We start from the raw sequence: 16,386 nt of genomic DNA, 5'->3' as shown, positions 1-16,386 counted from the left end.
CAAAAAAGGAGGACGAAAATGAATCCAGATCGTAAAATCATGATTATTGGCGGGCATGGTAAGGTAGGCCAGTCTATTTCGAAAGAACTGAAAAACTACAGTTTGATCCTGGCAGGACGAAACGAAGAGAAAATGAAAAGGTTCATTCAAAAAGAACAGCTAAAAGCAGAAATCTGCGTAATGGATATTCTTAACATTGATTTTGCACTATTACAAAATGTAGGCTGGGTTATTGTTTGTGTCGATCAGGAAAATACTCTGCTGGTAGAATATTGCGATAAAAACGGAATCGATTATATGGATGTCACTGCAAATTCAGAATATATTGATAAGATTCGTAAACTTAAACTTGAGGGCACAAGCAAAATTTTGCTGGGCATTGGCCTTGCTCCTGGACTAACAAACCTTCTGGCGGAAAAATTTGTCCAAATGTATCCCACAGAAAAATATATTGATATACAGCTGATCTTGGGGATGGGCGAGAAACACGGAGATGCTGCCATAAAATGGACTCTGGATAATTTTATAAAAAACTACAATCATCGCATTTATGGATATATGAGACCATTTACTAAAAAAAATAAAATGGAGACCATGCAGAAGCGATTTTATTCGTTTAATTTTAACTTTGTAGACCAGCACATGTTAAATAATAAATATAATGATAAGATATTTACCACTTATCTGGGGTTCGATCAGTCAATTATCACTGTTTTCCTGTATTGGGCAAACAGACTTGGACTTCTCAGATTGTTAAAATATAAAAAAATATATAATATGGCAGAACAATTGCTTCGGAATCCCAAAATTGGTTCAGATATTTTTATCGTGTCTATTCAGTCCGGTAAGAAAAGCCTGTATGCATGGGGACATGATGAAGGAAGATTTACTGGTCTGATTGCTGCTGAATCAGCAAAGCGAATGGCAGATCCCACATTAAGAAAAGGAATTCTGGAAATATCAGATATTATAAATATAGAAGATATCGTAGACAATGATTTGTTTCAGTTAACGATTCAGAAAAAAGCAGAGTAAGTATCTCTGCTTTTTGATTGCCAGATCATGTATCTTCATATTCCAAAAGCAAAACATCTATGATAAGATTAATTTTATAACTTATAATTTGTAATTTAATTCCAGGGAGGGACAACATGAAAAAAGAAATAAAAAAGACTGCTATCATAGGAATGGGTGCACTGGGTATGTTATACGCAAGCCAGATCAGCTCTGCTTTTGGACCTGATTCTGTCTATTTTCTTGCTGACCAGAAACGAATTGAACGCTATCAGAAAATGACTTTTACAATCAATGGGACCCCCTGGTCATTTCCCATGAAAGCGCCTGAAAATGCATGTCCGGCAGATTTGATAATTATAGCGGTGAAATACAATGCCCTGCCATCAGCACTGGATATAATGGCTTCCTCAGTTGGTCCTGATACCACCATAATCTCAGTTATGAACGGAATTGACAGCGAGGCGATAGCAGGCAAATGTTACGGCGATGAAAAAGTACTCTATTGTATCGCCCAGGGAATGGATGCCATGAAATTCGGTACCGATTTAACCTATACCAGGTCCGGAGAATTATGTCTTGGCACCAGAATAAAGGGACAGGAAAATCGGCTCGATGCCTTAACCAGATATTTTGATTCCGCCAGAATCTCCTATCGTACCGAGAGTGATATTTTAAAACGGCTCTGGGGAAAATTCATGTTAAATGTCGGAATCAATCAGACCTGTTTGGCATATGAGGCTAATTATGCCCAGGCTCTTACTCCAGGTACCCCATACGATACATTAGTCGGAGCCATGAGAGAAGTAATATTGCTATCACAAAAAGAAGGCATTACCCTGACAGAAGGTGACCTGGAAGCATACATAGAACTCTTAAAAACTCTTTCACCAGAGGGAGTTCCATCCATGCGTCAGGATGGAATTGCCCACAGACCATCGGAAGTAGAGATGTTTTCAGGCACAGTACGCAGACTTGCAGCTAAACATGGTCTTTCTGTTCCAGTAAATGATATGCTTTATAAAAAAATCAAAGATATGGAATCCACTTATATTTCTTAAATCCAACAAAGAAGCAAAAGGAGAAGGTATGTTGAGCAATCGGATTTTACTTTTAGAAGATGATATCAGTTTAGTCGATGGATTGAACTATTCTTTAAAGCGCAATGGCTTTGATGTTGAACTTGTCCGTACCGTAGAAGAAGCCATAGGCAGCTTATCCAAAATCGATCAATATGACTTACTAATTCTTGATGTGACATTGCCGGATGGAACGGGTTTTGAAGTATGTGAAAAAGTGAGAAAACAGGGATATCAGCTTCCGATTCTGTTTTTAACAGCTTCCGATGAAGAGGTAAATGTCATTCGTGGGCTGGACAGCGGCGGCGATGACTATGTAACAAAACCTTTTAAACTGGGTGAGCTTTGTTCCCGGATTCGGGCCTTACTGCGCCGGGTGGGAAAATCCAGTCAAAATAACCTTACTGTAATAGAATGTGGTGATATTTGGATTGATCTTTTAGGAAGCCGGGTGCTGTTAAATGAAAAAACTCTGGATTTAACCAGCGCAGAATACCGTCTTATCTGTTTATTAGTAAGAAATTCCAACCGTGTCATTACCCGTAATCATATTTTAAATGAACTGTGGGACAATACAGGCGACTTTGTGGACGATAATACTCTTTCCGTTTACGTTCGCCGGCTCCGTGAAAAAATCGAAGCTGATCCTTCCCATCCGGAGCATTTAATCACCATCCGTGGTTTTGGTTATCAGTGGAATGAGGTGTCTGTATGAACCTCTTTCAAGATAAGCAAATCAAACTTTATACTTCCTTTATTTTAACTCTTGTTTTGCTGATTTTTCTTTCTGTCATTGGTTTGAATGCTGTTCAGGTAAAAGCCATGCATGGTCTGTTTCTATCCCACGACAATGCCGTTGTGACCTCACTTTTCCAACAGGGCGTTTCAAAAGATGTAATTGCCAAAGCCATTACCAGTACAACAAGCAGTCAGGAGGGAGCGACTCTGCTTGCTGATATTGGTGTAACAAAGCATACCGCAATCAGATTTCTTCCCTTTATTAATGAGTTTCATAAGATTTCCATGTACTGTATGCTGCTTTTTAGCGTGATTCTATCCTCTTTGCTTTTGGCTGGATCATTTATTTTTTTATGGAAAAGAGAGCAACTTTATCTTCAGGCAGCAAAGGTAATTACCAATTTTACAGAAGGCGATTTTTCTTACCACATGCCGCTAATGAAAGAAGGAACCATATATCGTCTCTTTGCCTGTGTAGATCAGCTTGCTATGATCCTGCAGTCAAAAAACGAAGCCGAAAAGAAAGCGAAAGATTTTTTAAAAAGTACGATTTCAGACATATCACATCAGCTGAAAACACCACTTGCGGCTCTTACTATGTATCATGAAATTATTTCTGAGGAACCGGATCATGTTCAAACCGTAATAGAATACTCCCAAAAAACAGAATTAGCATTAAAACGTATGGAACAACTGATTCAAGTCATGCTGAAAATAACCCGATTAGACGCTGGCAGTATTGTTTTTGAAAAAGAAAGTTGTAGTTTATCGGAATTAATTGCTCAGGCTGTCAGTGAACTGACAACAAGGGCAGCCCGTGAGGGAAAAGAAATTATAGTAGATGAAGTACCGGAAGAAACTCTCATTTGCGATAAGCAGTGGACCAGCGAAGCAATTGGAAATATAGTTAAAAATGCTTTAGATCATACCGATCCGGGAGGAAAAATCCACGTATCCTGGAATCGGACCCCTGCCATGCTTCGCATCATGATTTCAGATAATGGCTCCGGTATTGCACCGGAAGATTTACATCACGTATTCAAACGTTTTTACCGCAGCAAAAAATCTCTGGATACCCAGGGAATCGGTCTGGGCCTGTCACTGGCAAAAGCCATCGTTGAGGGTCAGGGAGGCATCATCTCCGTTCAAAGCGCATTGCAGGAAGGGACAGTTTTTACGCTTTCCTTCCTTACGTAACTGTAAGCTGTTATTCACCCGATTGTAAGATGTACCTGTTATTCTCTTCAGAAAGGAGGTGCAAACAATATGGAGATTTTAAAAGTGCAGCATTTATCAAAAACCTACGGAAAAGGTGAAAATCAGGTAAATGCCTTAAAAGATGTCTCTTTTACATTAGCACAGGGAGAATTTGCTGCAGTAGTTGGAGAATCAGGTTCCGGTAAAAGTACGCTGCTTAATTGTATTGGAGCCCTGGATACCCCTGCTGCCGGGAATATCTATATGGACGGAAATGATTTATTCTCAATGAAAGAAGAACAGCGTACCATTTTCAGGCGGCGTAATATCGGTTTTGTATTTCAGTCGTTCCAGCTTGTTGCAGAATTGAATGTGGAGCAGAATATTATGTTTCCCATTCTTCTGGATTACAGAAAACCCGATCAATCGGCTGTGAATGAAATTTTAGAAGTCTTAGGACTTTTAGAACGCCGCCATCACTTGCCTGGTCAATTATCCGGCGGTCAGCAGCAGCGTGTTGCCATTGGGCGGGCACTGATCACAAGGCCCAAACTGATCCTGGCGGATGAACCCACCGGAAATCTGGACAGCAAAAACAGTCAGGATGTAATTGATTTACTGGTCAGGGCATCCCGCCTTTATCAGCAAACGATTCTGATGATTACACATAACAATCATCTGACCACCTCAGTAGACCGCGTGCTGCGGGTTTCGGATGGTGTTCTGACGGATTTGGGAGGCAAAGAGAATGAAAAGTTATCTTGACCTTGTTCCCATTTCAGCCAAAGTCCATAAAAGGCAGAACAGAATGTCTGTATTCTGCATCGTTTTAGCGGTGTTTCTAGTCACAACTATTTTTGGTATGGCCGACATGTTTATACGCAGCCAGATCATGCAGGCCCGTATTGAGGACGGTAATTGGCATGTGATGATCCGAAACATAAATAAAGAACAAGCCGCCCTCATCTCTGCACGAGCTGAGGTAACCGCATCTTCCTGGTATGGTGTCCTAAATTTCAGGGGCGAACAAGGCTATACTGTATCGGGAAAAAACGTGATTATAGTGGGAAGTGATAGTGACTGGATTACGAAAATGCAAACTCAGGATATTCGGGATGGAGCGTTTCCTCAGAATGACCATGAGGCTATGGTCACCGAAAACGCAAAGACAATGCTTGGCCTGCAAATCGGAGATCCCATTTCAGTCTATGGGCCTGATGGAGCCAGCTATGAATTCACGATCTCTGGATTTACTAAAAATGCTGCAAAAACAATGAAAGAAGACTCCTACGCAGTTTGCCTGACTACCCAGGCATTTCGCTCCTTATATCCTGGAGTCTCAAATGGTCAACCTGCTGAGTATAACAGTATTTTTTTTGTACAGTTCTCTACTCATAGCAATATACGAAGTACAATTGCCGATATGAAATCTCAACTGGGACTTTCGGACCAACAGGTTTCGGAAAATACGAAGCTGTTGGGCTTACTTGGTCAAAGCGGAAATTCTTTTATGATGCAAATCTATAGTTCAGCTTCTGTTTTATTTCTATTAGTTTTGCTGGCCGGCATTATGATGATTGCAAGCAGTCTAAACAGCAATGTGGCACAGCGCACGGAATTTTTTGGAATGATGCGCTGTATCGGTGCCACACCAAAGCAGTTGATGAGATTCGTCCGTAGGGAAGCCCTTGGTTGGTGCAAATTTGCTATACCGCTGGGCATTTCTTCGGGAGCCGTTATTATTTGGATCTTGTGCGCCTTACTACGTTTTCTCAGCCCGGAATACTTTGCCGAAATGCCTGCATTTGGAATAAGCCTGCCCAGTATCATGGCCGGTATCTGTGTAGGTATCCTGACGGTTGTACTGGCGGCTCGTTCACCAGCAAAAAGAGCTGCCAAAGTTTCGCCACTGGCAGCCGTATCCGGAAATGCAAATTCTCTGCAGCCTGTGCGCAAAGCCGCAAATACAACACTATTTAAAATTGATACTGCTCTTGGTTTCCATCATGCGAAAGCAAGTAAAAAGAATTTTGTTTTGATGGTAGGTTCCTTTTCACTGAGTATTACTCTTTTTTTGGCGTTTTCAGTCACAATTGATTTTATGCAGCATTCCCTTACTCCATTAAAGCCGTGGACTCCGGATTTATCTATTGTCAGCACGGATAATACCTGTTCAATTCGTAGTGGCTTATTGAAAAAACTTAAGGAAAATCCGGCAGTTAATCAGGTATACGGGCGAATGTTTGCCTATAACGTACCGGTTACGGTGAATGGTCAGGAAAAAAAGGTGGATTTGATTTCTTATGAGGAAAACCAATTTAGATGGGCTAAGAATTATTTACTGGATGGATCCTTCAATTCCGTCCAACAGAAAAACAATACCGGATTGATTGTTTTTAAACCGCAAAATATCATAAAAACTGGAGATACGGCTACTTTGCACATAGGGGGGCAAACGTCGGATATAGAAATAGTCGGCTCTCTTTCTTCCAGCCCCTTTAACAACGCCCCTGACACTGGAACAATAATCTGTTCTGAAAATACCTTTCGGCAGCTGACCGGCGAAACGGATTATACAATTATCGATTTGAAGTTATCTAAGAACGCGACAGATGCTGATGTTGATGAAATTCACAGAACAGTTGGTATGGATGTCACCTTTTCTGATGAACGCTCCGGTAATCGCAGCGTAATAGGTTCGTATTACTCTTTTGGATTGTTTATCTATGGATTTATGGCTTTGATTGCTTTAATTACCATATTCAATATTGTGAATAGCATTGCCATGAGTGTCTCCTCCCGTATGAAGCAGTATGGTGCATTTCGTGCCATTGGCCTGAGTAACCGCCAGCTGATAAATATGATTGTTGCCGAAGCCTCTGCCTATGCAATTACAGGATGTATCTTGGGCAGCGTTTTCGGGTTAATTCTCAATAAGTTCCTGTACGCAAAACTGGTAACTTCTCACTGGGGCGAACAGTGGAATGTCCCAATTATACAAATGGCTATTATCATGACAATTGTCTTATTATCCGTTATTCTGGCTGTACGAGGTCCAGTAAAACGCATTTGCCATATGTCCATTGCAGATACCATAAGTGCACAATAATAATACGATGAGCCGAACCTCCCATTCGCCACCTGTTAATGGATTTCATTATGAGCAAAAAATAATTTTAAAAGGCAGATTAAACAGAATCTGCCTTATTTATTAAATTCTCTCTAAATCTACAACAGTCTTACTGTTTCTAACGTTGCCAGTATTTAATGTACTTTTAGGTTCAATTAAAAGCACATGAACCTCATTTTCTGCAACAGGCATATGCTCAACACCTTTGGGGATAATAATTGTTTCTCCCTCCTTCAGGCATACATCTTTATCTCTGAATTTTACTGTCAGCACTCCTTTTACCACATAGAACATCTCATCTTCGTTGTCATGGGTATGCCAGGTGAATTCCCCCTTAAATTTAGCTATTTTTACGTATGATTCGTTTAATTCTCCGATAATCCTGGGACTCCAATATTCGTGAAAGAGCTGAAATTTTTCTTCTAAATTAATCTTATCCATTTTTATTTCTCCTTTTATATATTCATTTGCGGAAATATTCGTAATATTTCCGCTTTCCACCCTTTAATTGTCAATGTTGCCGATAAACATGGTTTTCCTGTTCCCATTAATAATCTGCTTTTCGAAAAGATCAAAGAAATGGAGCCATCTTATTCATAAACAACTGCAAGAGTGAAAGATCCGAAAATCTCTCACTCTTGCAGTCATCAGTTATGTATAAATCCGAATTCATATTCAGGCAGCAGACATTCCAACAGAATCCATTCTTCCCGGGGTATTTTCCCTACCAGGTTTCTTTCACCATCATTTGGCATATCCTGAAGCACAATTTGCAGTTCTCCTCTGTAATGTGCCAGATTATCATTTACTGCAACCACATCTCCTTTGTGAAAGAAATCTCCTTCCGATTCTCTGCAAGGGATACTTTTATTCCTATACGCTTCTCTGGGCCAGGACGAACGTATCATATAATCAGATGCATCCCCTCTTGACAGATGTCTGTATTCAAATATAAGCTCTCTTTCAGATTCTGTACAGTCTTTCACTATCTCAATATGAAACGTAATTTTACTACAATCCACTTCAGACATAAGCTTTAACTCTTCTTCTGATGCAAAACAATTACCAATAATTATATCATCAATTATATTAGTGGCTAACAAATGCCTCATTTGCAAATCTATAGAGAGATTGCGGTGAATTTCACAGGTAGGCAGCCCTGCTTTTACCGGCCATGGTCCAAAGGTGTTCTTATTCTGGCTTGAAACAAAAGCTGCAGTCCTGAATCCGCTTTTTTTATATTTCTCAGTTAAATTAATAAAACGTTTCCAACCAAGTCCAGAATATCGTTGCGGATAAAAATTATGACACGTCACAATATTCCAGCGATCAGCGCCCCGCTCCACCAATAAATCCAGATCCATATTGGATGATCCATTAAATTCAATGGGTATCATATAGGGATTCCTGGTAATTGCAATATCTTCCAGATCTCCGAAATGCCCATCCAATCGAATTATATCGACTCCTAAATCAGCAAATGGTTTTATTTCAAAGGGAGTCGCTCCCAGATATTCAAATACTGCCGGATTCGTATCAACGGCAACTTCAAACCCGTATTGGTGTGCAAGTTCCATAAATTCAGCAAACTCTTTTATTATCTCTTCTTTTGATTTTCTAACTGACAGCAAGCAGGTGAAAATTCTATTGAAACCATACCCTGATGCCAGTTTCATGTAGCTTTCTATTTCACTTTTTGTGCTGTGTTCCGGGTAAATTGATATACCTAACTTATGCATACTATCCCCCCTGTAAATAATTTCAAATTATTGAATCCCCACATCCATGCTTCCAGAGCGAAACCCTTCTAAATCCAAAGTAATATAGACAAAGCCAAGTTCTTTTAAATAAGAGATTACAGCATCCCTGTCTTTTAAAACACTGTCAAAAGAATCCTGATCCACTTCAATCCGAACAATATCCTTATGCAGCCGCAGCCGTACGTTCCCCTTAAAACGGGATCGGAGAAATTCCTCCCCCTCACCGATTTTCCCTAAAATATCATAATCTATTTCTGTATTATATGGCAGTCTGGTTGCCATACAGGGAGCAGATGGTCTCTGTGCCACTGAGATTCCATATTCCGCCGCTAATGCCTTTACCTGTGCCTTGGTAATATGAAGTTCTGCCAGAAGACTGATGATTCCCAGTTCTTTTAAAGCCCTGATACCAGGACGGTACACATGCATATCATCTTCATTGGTTCCATCCATAATAACAGAAATATTTCTTTCTCCTGCAAATTCCTTCAGACTTAAAAACAGCTTTTTCTTGCATAAATAGCATCTGTCTACTGGATTGAAACGAATCTCCTCTTGCTCCAGCTCATCTACGGTAATTATTTCGTGAATTCCTCCCAGCTCTTTTGCCACATTGGAAGCAATTTCAAGATCGCATGATGGATGGAGCCTGCTGTCAAATGTAACAGCATACACCTTTTTTCCCGTCTTTTCCACCGCTTTTGCCGCAACTTTCAACAGGAGACTGGAATCAACTCCACCGGAAAAAGCAACACAGATGTCTTCTTTGGCGTACTCCCCCATCGCCTCTTCCAGTTTTACCTTAAGACTTAATAAGTTTTCATCCATGTGATCTTAATCCTCCCTTTGCAGATTCCGGTAAATAGTCTGGTAATCCAATCCGCTCTTTCGGCACAGGGCTTTTACACTCTCATATTCCGGATAATAAAACTCCCTGTCTTTATATTTACACACCTTAATCTCTGCTTCTCCCCACTGTGTCATCACTGTTCTCTTTTGACGAGGCAGAACCGTTCTGTTAACAGGGCATCTTCTTATTCCAATGGTTGTCGTCTGAATAAACAGGATCTCTTCCATGGATTCAATCTGGTTTTTTTTACAGATGACAGAAAGCATATAGGCGGGCCGGTTCTTTTTCATGAAGATTGGTGTATACCAGACATCAGCCGCGCCTGCGTCAAGCAGACACTCCATGGCAAGGCCAAGTGCCTCACCGCTGCTGTCATCAATATTGGACTCCAAAACCCACATCTCGTCTCCCGCCAAATCTTCCTCCTGAGAAAGAATCATGGCACGTAGAACATTAGCCTGCTTAAATTCCTTTTTCCCTGCCCCCATTCCAGTCTTAAGAATCTGACAGGATGACGGCAGTCTGTCCTCTGTTTTTAAAGCCGCCGCAATCGCCGCTCCGGTAGGGGTAACCATCTCTCCCTCATTATCGGTCAGACGCAGTTTCAAACTATATGCCGATGCGATATTCGCTGTGGCTGGTACAGGGACAGGAATCACTCCATGCTGGCAGCGTACGCTTCCAAATCCCTCTGCCAAAGGTGATACAACGATTGCATCCACTCCCAGATTATCTACGCAGACAGCAACACTGATAATGTCAATAATGGAATCAATGGCTCCAACCTCATGAAAATGTACCTCATCCAACGGAATTCCATGAGCTTTGGCCTCTGCCTCCGCTACAATATCGAACATCCGTCTTGCCATAGATTTAACCCGTTCATAGGCTTCCAGACGATCTATAATTTTATATATATCACCTATGTTCCTATGTTCATGAGGAGGATGATTCTCATGACTGTGTTCATGCTCATGGCTGTGTTCATGTTCATGGCTGTGGTCATGTTCATGGCTGTGCTCATGCTCATGGCTGTGTTCATGCTCATGGCTGTGCTCATGTTCATGGCTGTGGTCATGTTCATGGCTATGAACATGCTCCGTCTCCAGATGAACATCAAAATCGTACGCATCAAGTCCACATTTTTTAGTTCTTCCAAAATGAAGGTGGTATCCACTTAAATTAAGGCTATCCAGCGCTTTTTCCAGCACTTCTTTATCCGCGCCCAGATCCAGGAGAGCCCCCACCGTCATATCACCGCTGATTCCTGAATTACATTCCAAATATAATATTTTTTTCATTTTATCTTACCGCCAGTCGATTGATCTGTGTCGCAATGTATCCTGCCCCATACCCATTGTCAATATTTACTACAGAAATGCCATTTGCACAGGAATTAAGCATGGTTAAAAGTGCTGATAATCCATGAAAGCTGGCTCCATACCCAACAGATGTGGGTACGGCTATTACCGGACACTCCGCTATCCCTGCTATGACAGTTCCCAAAGCGCCTTCCATTCCGGCCGCTGCCACGATGCAGTTGGCTTGTCCAATCCGTTCCCGGTTGGACAGCAGGCGGTGTATTCCCGCAACACCCACATCATATATCCGGTCCACGTAAGAACCGAAGTATTCCGCTGTCTGGGCTGCTTCCTCCGCAACCGGTATATCCGCAGTACCGCCCGTGCAGACTGCTATACAGCCGGTTCTTTCTTTATTCTTCCGTTCGACCTTGAGAATTCTTGAAATAGGATCGTAGGTAACTTCAGGAACTGCCTCTTTCACTAACTCAAACTGCTCTTTCGTGGCTCTGGTTCCCAGGACTTCTCCGTCCCGTTCAAAGAATTTTTTGTAGATCTGCACCAGATATTCATCTGGCTTGCCCTGACAGAACACAGTTTCACCAAAGCCTGAGCGGAGAGCCCGGTGATGATCCAGTTTGGCATATCCCAGATCTTCGTAAGGAAGATCCTTTAAGATCTTTTGTGCCTCATCTACCCCCATCTCACCGTTTTTAACCAGGTTAAGCATTTCTTTTATGTCCATCCTTCTCACCTTTCCTCTGCTGTACCTAAATGCGCTTAAAACAGCTTTTTTAACAGTATATCCCGAATGTATCCACCGTATTTCTCTTTGGTGAGAACTACTTCATATCCCTGCTTTATTACATTATTTCTGCTATAGTAATTTTCAGGATGAACGGTACACATCAAATATTTGTAACCCATCTTTTTAAGATCTGCTTCTCCCCGCTGCATCATGGTATACTGAAGCCCATTCCCTCTGTAGGAAGGAAGGATTGCCACCGATTCCATATGTGCCACCTTTTTAAGTTCCTCCTGCGCCAGCCCAATATCTCTGCCTAAATTCTCTTCTTTCATTCCAGGCAGCGCAACAATAAAAACTCCTGCAACTGCGCCGGAATCTTTTTCCACCGCTTTATATCCCAGACCGTTTCCTTCTTTCAGGATTCGGGTTGTATATTCACTGTCATCAGCGACAAACCAGTGCTTGTTATCTATGTCATCCCATACTTTTTCAATGATATCCGCCATCATTTCAGCATCTTCGCCAGATGCCCGCTCAATATTAAATTCCATGTCTCCCCTTTCTGTCAGAGAAGGAGTGTAGATGAAGCTGCCACTTCCGCTGTTACAACCTGTGCTTTCCCTCTGGGAACATCTGTACCATTACTGCCTGTTATGTAACTGTAAACTCCGGCACAAAGCAATACAACAATTAAACAAAGTGCAATGAACATGACTTTATTATATAAATTTTTATCCTCCATACCGCTCCCTCCTTTTTCTGGTACAACAGTCTATGCAGGCTGTCTTCTTTGCATCACACAGTCAGCGTAATTCAGCCATTTCTTGTAAAACGGCACTGAGGATAATTGGAACAGCCGTAAAATACACCAAACTTGCCGTTTCTTTTCTTTAATAAGCCGCCACACTGGGGACAAATGAATTCTTCCCCTGTCCCGGAAAGCTTTCCCATCTGCTCATAGCACTGCTGATTCATCATACAGTCTGAAAGGGCCCGGTGTGCCCCTTCCGTGGGTATATTAAAATGTTCGGAAATGTCCGTAAGCCGGTGGCGATACAACTGGGGCAGACGCTCCTTTGCCATATATAAGGTATCAATATAATCATTGGGTAACGATATTCCCAGAAGTTCTTCCGATACCCGGTATAAAAAAAGCAGATCAAAGGACTGGATATTATGCCCGATTAAAACTTCTCCCTCTATAAAAGAAAGAAATTCCGGCAGAACCTCAGTAAGCCCAGGTGCTTCCTTTACCATCTCATCTGTTATTCCGTTAATTTTTGTTGCACCTGCCGGTATATGAGTCCCAGGATTAATTAACCTGCTGAACTGATCTGTTATCACATGGTTCTTCACTTTCACTGCAGATATCTCTATAATGGAGTCTTCCTGTGTATCCACTCCCGTTGTCTCTAAATCAAATACTACGTAATTTTCTATGTATTGGTTCAAACGTCTGCCTGTCAATTCTATTCCAGCCATAGTTCCCTCCATTTCTATATGTAACAGGACTTAATCCTTTTATCTTTAGTAACATTTCTATTATAACGTCTCCAGATGTGTACATCAAGTTAAAACGAGGAAAACGTTTTCTATGGGATTTGAGAAAGTAAATTTCACTACCACCTAATCATTACTATTTTAAATAGAACGAGGCATTAATAACTTGTTTTTCACCCCTCTGCCACATATTTCAGTTTTCCCAACCTTACCTATTCCTGTTTACGGCATATCAGCAGACGTTTCTTTATCCCTGCCTCGCCGTTATTAACTTGCGAGGCAGGGATGAAAATATTTTCCTTCATATGCCCTTTTTCTTCAATTTTATAATCCGTTTTATACTATTTGAGGCATTACTGTAAAAAATCTTTTTCCATGCCCTCTTACTTTGTAACAGCAAAAATCCCCTGAACATCTCTGTCCTGAGGATTTGGATTCATTGCACCTGGCATATTTGCCAAAATATGGTCATCCTTTTACTGCCCCTGCCATCATTCCTTCAATAAAGTACTTTTGAAATGCAACAAAAAGCAGAAAAATAGGAATGACAGAAAAAACGGAACCCACGATTAAAAGACTGTAATTATCTCCATAAGGATTAATCAGTGTATTTAAGCCTAAGGTCAATGGATATTTATCTGAAGACCGGATTACCAGCAGAGGCCATAGATAATTGTTCCATGCATTCATTCCATTTAAGATTGCCATAGCAGAAAACGCCGGTTTCATAAGCGGAACAATCAGACGGTAAAAGATGCCATACTCCGTAGCACCATCAATTCTCCCGGCTTCCATTAATGACCTTGGAATGCTGAGCAGATACTGGCGAAAGAAAAAAATGGTTGATGCATGAGCCAGGAACGGCAGTACAATGGCTGTATAGCTGTCCATCAGCTTCCATGAGGAAATCTGTTTATAAAGGGGCAGCATAACAACTTCCAGAGGAATGGATAAAATAAGGAGCACCAGGATAAACAGAAACTTTTTTCCTTTAAAATCGTAGGCAGCAAATCCATATCCCACAAAAGAGCTGATCAGTAAAGTGCCCACTACTGTGATCACAGTCAGAGTAATACTGTTGAAAAACCATCTCCAGTAATCATGCTGCCCTGAAAACAGCAGAATATAATTATCCAGATTCATTCTGGAAACGTTTAGATCCAGATTCAGACCATATTGGAGAAGATCGCTTCCTGGTTTAAAGCTGGCGATAAAAAGAACCCAGATGGGAAGAAAAATTCCCACAGCAAGAAGGGTAAAGAAGAAATAAAAGACAATGGTTATTCCACTTTTTTTCATGCTTCTGTTCATATCAGTCCCTCCCCTCTTCAAACGTTCCAGTAACCTTCAACTGAATTAAGTTCACAATCATAACTACAAGAAGTAAAATAAGACCAACTGCGCATGCATAACCCAGCGCCCGTTTTTCCACTCCCTGTCTGTATAAATATCCCACGATTGTAAGCCCGATGTTATTGGGAGAATTGTTTCCTTTAAACAGCATATTGCTCTCTAAGAACATGGAAAGACCGGCATAGATGCTGATGGTAAGCACATAGACGGTGGTAGGCTTTACAAGGGGAACCGAGATTTTAATAAACTGCTGCCAGCCGGACGCACCGTCTATGGAAGCTGCTTCATATAGATCCGTTGGTATGCTCTGTAAGCCTGCCAGAAAATATAAAATATTTACGCCGGTCCATCTCCAGCAAGCCAGGAGAAGAAGGGCAAAAAAGCTTGTGCCTGCCCCTTTTAACCATTTAACCGGACTAACTCCCAGCATTCCCAGCACCTGATTAAACAGTGAGGTCCCAGATTCTCCAAACATCAGCCGGAATATGGTACCTGCAACTACAACCGAGGTAAGAGCCGGTATAAAATACACAGACTTAAAAAACTCCGTCTTTTTAATCCATCTGCTGTTTAACATGGTTGCAAACAGCATGGGAAATGGGATCAGTAATATCAGTGTTCCAGTCATATATTTAAAGCTGTTCCATAATGCTTTTCTAAATATTTTATCCGTTAAAAGTCTGGAATAATTATCGAACCCCACCCACTTGTTTTTTAACACATCCTGAAAGCTTAAAAGTACCCCGTTGCAGATAGGAACTAACCAGAACAACAGCACGGTTATGACAAAAGGGCAGATGAATACATAAGGAGCTATTTTTTTCGAATAGAAGAATTTCTTCATTTTGTCCTCCTTCCAGTAATGATTTCTACACAGCAGCCGCAGGGGTATCACTCCCTGCGGCATTCCTGATCTTATTTTTTAAATTCATTTTTTAAGGTTTCCTGGGAAGAATCAAGGACTTCTTTTACATCTTTCCCATCCTCAAAAATACTGTTTAAGGTTACAGTACACAATTCATTGTTGATAGAAGGATATTTCTCATCGGTATACGCTCTTAACAGTCCGATGCTGTCCTTTGTTTTTAACAGCGTATCAAAGGGGTAATTGGTAAAATACTGAATGAACTGGTTATCGGGATTCTGGGTCAGGGACTTATCCGTCCACACTGCCGTATTAACAGGATCGAATCCAAGCACATTCCATACTTCACGGTTGGAATCCTCGGAAAGCTTGATATAAGCCATAACTTCCGCAGCCAGCTTTGCATTCTTGCCTGATTTTACAATTGCGGTTCCTGTACCGCCTCCGCCGATGGTTGCTACCTCTTTATCATTCTCATTCCAGACAGGCACGGTTGAGATGGCAACCTGTTTCTTTAAGTCTTTCATGTAGTTTACAAATCTGGATGTCTGCCAGAACGGCATGATCTGCACAGCATACTCTCCCGTATTGTAAGAAGGATAAGCCTCTTCATTATCCGGCTGTCCTCCCGGAACAGTTGCAAAAGCTCCAGTTTCCTGCATTCCTTTTATGTATTCCAAAACTTCTGTCAGTTCCTTGCTGTTTAAGTTTAAATTCCCTTTCTCATCAACGTAATCTCCGCCTTTTTGAGCCAGCATCAGGTTAACCATCCAGGAAGCCGATGTCTCCACACAGGAGAAATACTTTCCAGTGGCTTCGTGATATTTCACTCCGGCCTCTTTAAACTGATC

At 41.3% G+C, this 16,386-nt stretch carries 17 protein-coding genes; 6 read left to right on the top strand and 11 right to left on the bottom strand.

The genetic code is table 11. The features are described from left to right. Nucleotides 1–18 precede the first annotated feature (18 nt). The 6 genes from ACOAOT_RS02745 to ACOAOT_RS02720 all read left to right on the top strand — a co-directional run bounded on the left by ACOAOT_RS02745 (nt 19) and on the right by ACOAOT_RS02720 (nt 7,137). Nucleotides 19–1,035, top strand: a complete 1,017-nt coding sequence (locus ACOAOT_RS02745) for a saccharopine dehydrogenase NADP-binding domain-containing protein (RefSeq protein WP_420215566.1) — start codon at nt 19–21, stop codon at nt 1,033–1,035. 116 nt (nt 1,036–1,151) lie between these two features. After that, nucleotides 1,152–2,075, top strand: coding sequence for a ketopantoate reductase family protein (locus tag ACOAOT_RS02740; protein ID WP_420215565.1), 924 nt, complete (start codon nt 1,152–1,154; stop codon nt 2,073–2,075). Between the two features lie 28 nt (nt 2,076–2,103). Next, nucleotides 2,104–2,808 (top strand): response regulator transcription factor, encoded by a 705-nt coding sequence (locus tag ACOAOT_RS02735; RefSeq protein ID WP_420215564.1) that lies wholly within the window; start codon nt 2,104–2,106, stop codon nt 2,806–2,808. Then, nucleotides 2,805–4,028 (top strand): sensor histidine kinase, encoded by a 1,224-nt coding sequence (locus ACOAOT_RS02730; protein ID WP_420215563.1) that lies wholly within the window; start codon nt 2,805–2,807, stop codon nt 4,026–4,028. Before ACOAOT_RS02735 ends, ACOAOT_RS02730 begins: the two co-directional genes overlap by 4 nt. Nucleotides 4,029–4,097: 69 nt before the next feature. Then, nucleotides 4,098–4,793 carry an ABC transporter ATP-binding protein gene (locus ACOAOT_RS02725; protein ID WP_420215562.1) on the top strand — a complete coding sequence of 232 codons (696 nt, stop codon included), beginning with the start codon at nt 4,098–4,100 and terminating at the stop codon, nt 4,791–4,793. Next, nucleotides 4,777–7,137 carry an ABC transporter permease gene (locus ACOAOT_RS02720; protein WP_420215561.1) on the top strand — a complete coding sequence of 787 codons (2,361 nt, stop codon included), beginning with the start codon at nt 4,777–4,779 and terminating at the stop codon, nt 7,135–7,137. Before ACOAOT_RS02725 ends, ACOAOT_RS02720 begins: the two co-directional genes overlap by 17 nt. Before the next feature lie 102 nt (nt 7,138–7,239). Here the strand turns inward: ACOAOT_RS02720 and ACOAOT_RS02715 are convergent, their stop codons facing one another. The 11 genes from ACOAOT_RS02715 to ACOAOT_RS02665 all read right to left on the bottom strand — a co-directional run bounded on the left by ACOAOT_RS02715 (nt 7,240) and on the right by ACOAOT_RS02665 (nt 16,365). Beyond that, nucleotides 7,240–7,599, bottom strand: coding sequence for a cupin domain-containing protein (locus tag ACOAOT_RS02715; protein ID WP_420215560.1), 360 nt, complete (start codon nt 7,597–7,599; stop codon nt 7,240–7,242). A 206-nt stretch (nt 7,600–7,805) separates the two neighbouring features. Beyond that, nucleotides 7,806–8,897 carry a DUF871 domain-containing protein gene (locus ACOAOT_RS02710; RefSeq protein WP_420215559.1) on the bottom strand — a complete coding sequence of 364 codons (1,092 nt, stop codon included), beginning with the start codon at nt 8,895–8,897 and terminating at the stop codon, nt 7,806–7,808. Between the two features lie 27 nt (nt 8,898–8,924). Beyond that, nucleotides 8,925–9,746, bottom strand: coding sequence for an ATP-dependent sacrificial sulfur transferase LarE (gene larE / locus ACOAOT_RS02705; RefSeq protein ID WP_420215557.1), 822 nt, complete (start codon nt 9,744–9,746; stop codon nt 8,925–8,927). Nucleotides 9,747–9,752: 6 nt separating this feature from the next. After that, nucleotides 9,753–11,069, bottom strand: coding sequence for a nickel pincer cofactor biosynthesis protein LarC (gene larC, locus ACOAOT_RS02700; RefSeq protein WP_420215555.1), 1,317 nt, complete (start codon nt 11,067–11,069; stop codon nt 9,753–9,755). A 1-nt stretch (nt 11,070) separates the two neighbouring features. Beyond that, nucleotides 11,071–11,814, bottom strand: coding sequence for a nickel pincer cofactor biosynthesis protein LarB (gene larB / locus ACOAOT_RS02695; RefSeq protein WP_420215554.1), 744 nt, complete (start codon nt 11,812–11,814; stop codon nt 11,071–11,073). A gap of 35 nt (nt 11,815–11,849) precedes the next feature. After that, complete coding sequence (locus ACOAOT_RS02690; RefSeq protein ID WP_420215552.1) at nt 11,850–12,368, bottom strand: GNAT family N-acetyltransferase; 519 nt, start codon at nt 12,366–12,368, stop codon at nt 11,850–11,852. Nucleotides 12,369–12,382: 14 nt separating this feature from the next. Next, nucleotides 12,383–12,559, bottom strand: a complete 177-nt coding sequence (locus ACOAOT_RS02685) for a hypothetical protein (protein WP_420215551.1) — start codon at nt 12,557–12,559, stop codon at nt 12,383–12,385. A gap of 71 nt (nt 12,560–12,630) precedes the next feature. Then, nucleotides 12,631–13,299: an exonuclease domain-containing protein gene (locus tag ACOAOT_RS02680; protein ID WP_420215549.1), complete on the bottom strand. Its 669-nt coding sequence runs from the start codon at nt 13,297–13,299 to the stop codon at nt 12,631–12,633. A gap of 486 nt (nt 13,300–13,785) precedes the next feature. Continuing rightward, the gene (locus tag ACOAOT_RS02675) at nt 13,786–14,628 is read right to left on the bottom strand and encodes a carbohydrate ABC transporter permease (protein ID WP_420215548.1); all 843 of its coding nucleotides are present in this window, start codon (nt 14,626–14,628) and stop codon (nt 13,786–13,788) included. Nucleotide 14,629: 1 nt separating this feature from the next. Continuing rightward, nucleotides 14,630–15,514 (bottom strand): carbohydrate ABC transporter permease, encoded by an 885-nt coding sequence (locus ACOAOT_RS02670; RefSeq protein ID WP_420215547.1) that lies wholly within the window; start codon nt 15,512–15,514, stop codon nt 14,630–14,632. A gap of 71 nt (nt 15,515–15,585) precedes the next feature. Further along, nucleotides 15,586–16,365, bottom strand: a complete 780-nt coding sequence (locus ACOAOT_RS02665; RefSeq protein WP_420215546.1) for an extracellular solute-binding protein — start codon at nt 16,363–16,365, stop codon at nt 15,586–15,588. Nucleotides 16,366–16,386 lie beyond the last annotated feature (21 nt).

The organism is Lacrimispora struthionigena, from assembly GCF_048627165.1.
In the GTDB taxonomy this organism is placed as follows: Bacteria; Bacillota; Clostridia; order Lachnospirales; family Lachnospiraceae; genus Lacrimispora.
Note: the sequence above shows the minus strand (reverse complement) of the source record. Positions and strands in the feature narration are given on the sequence as shown.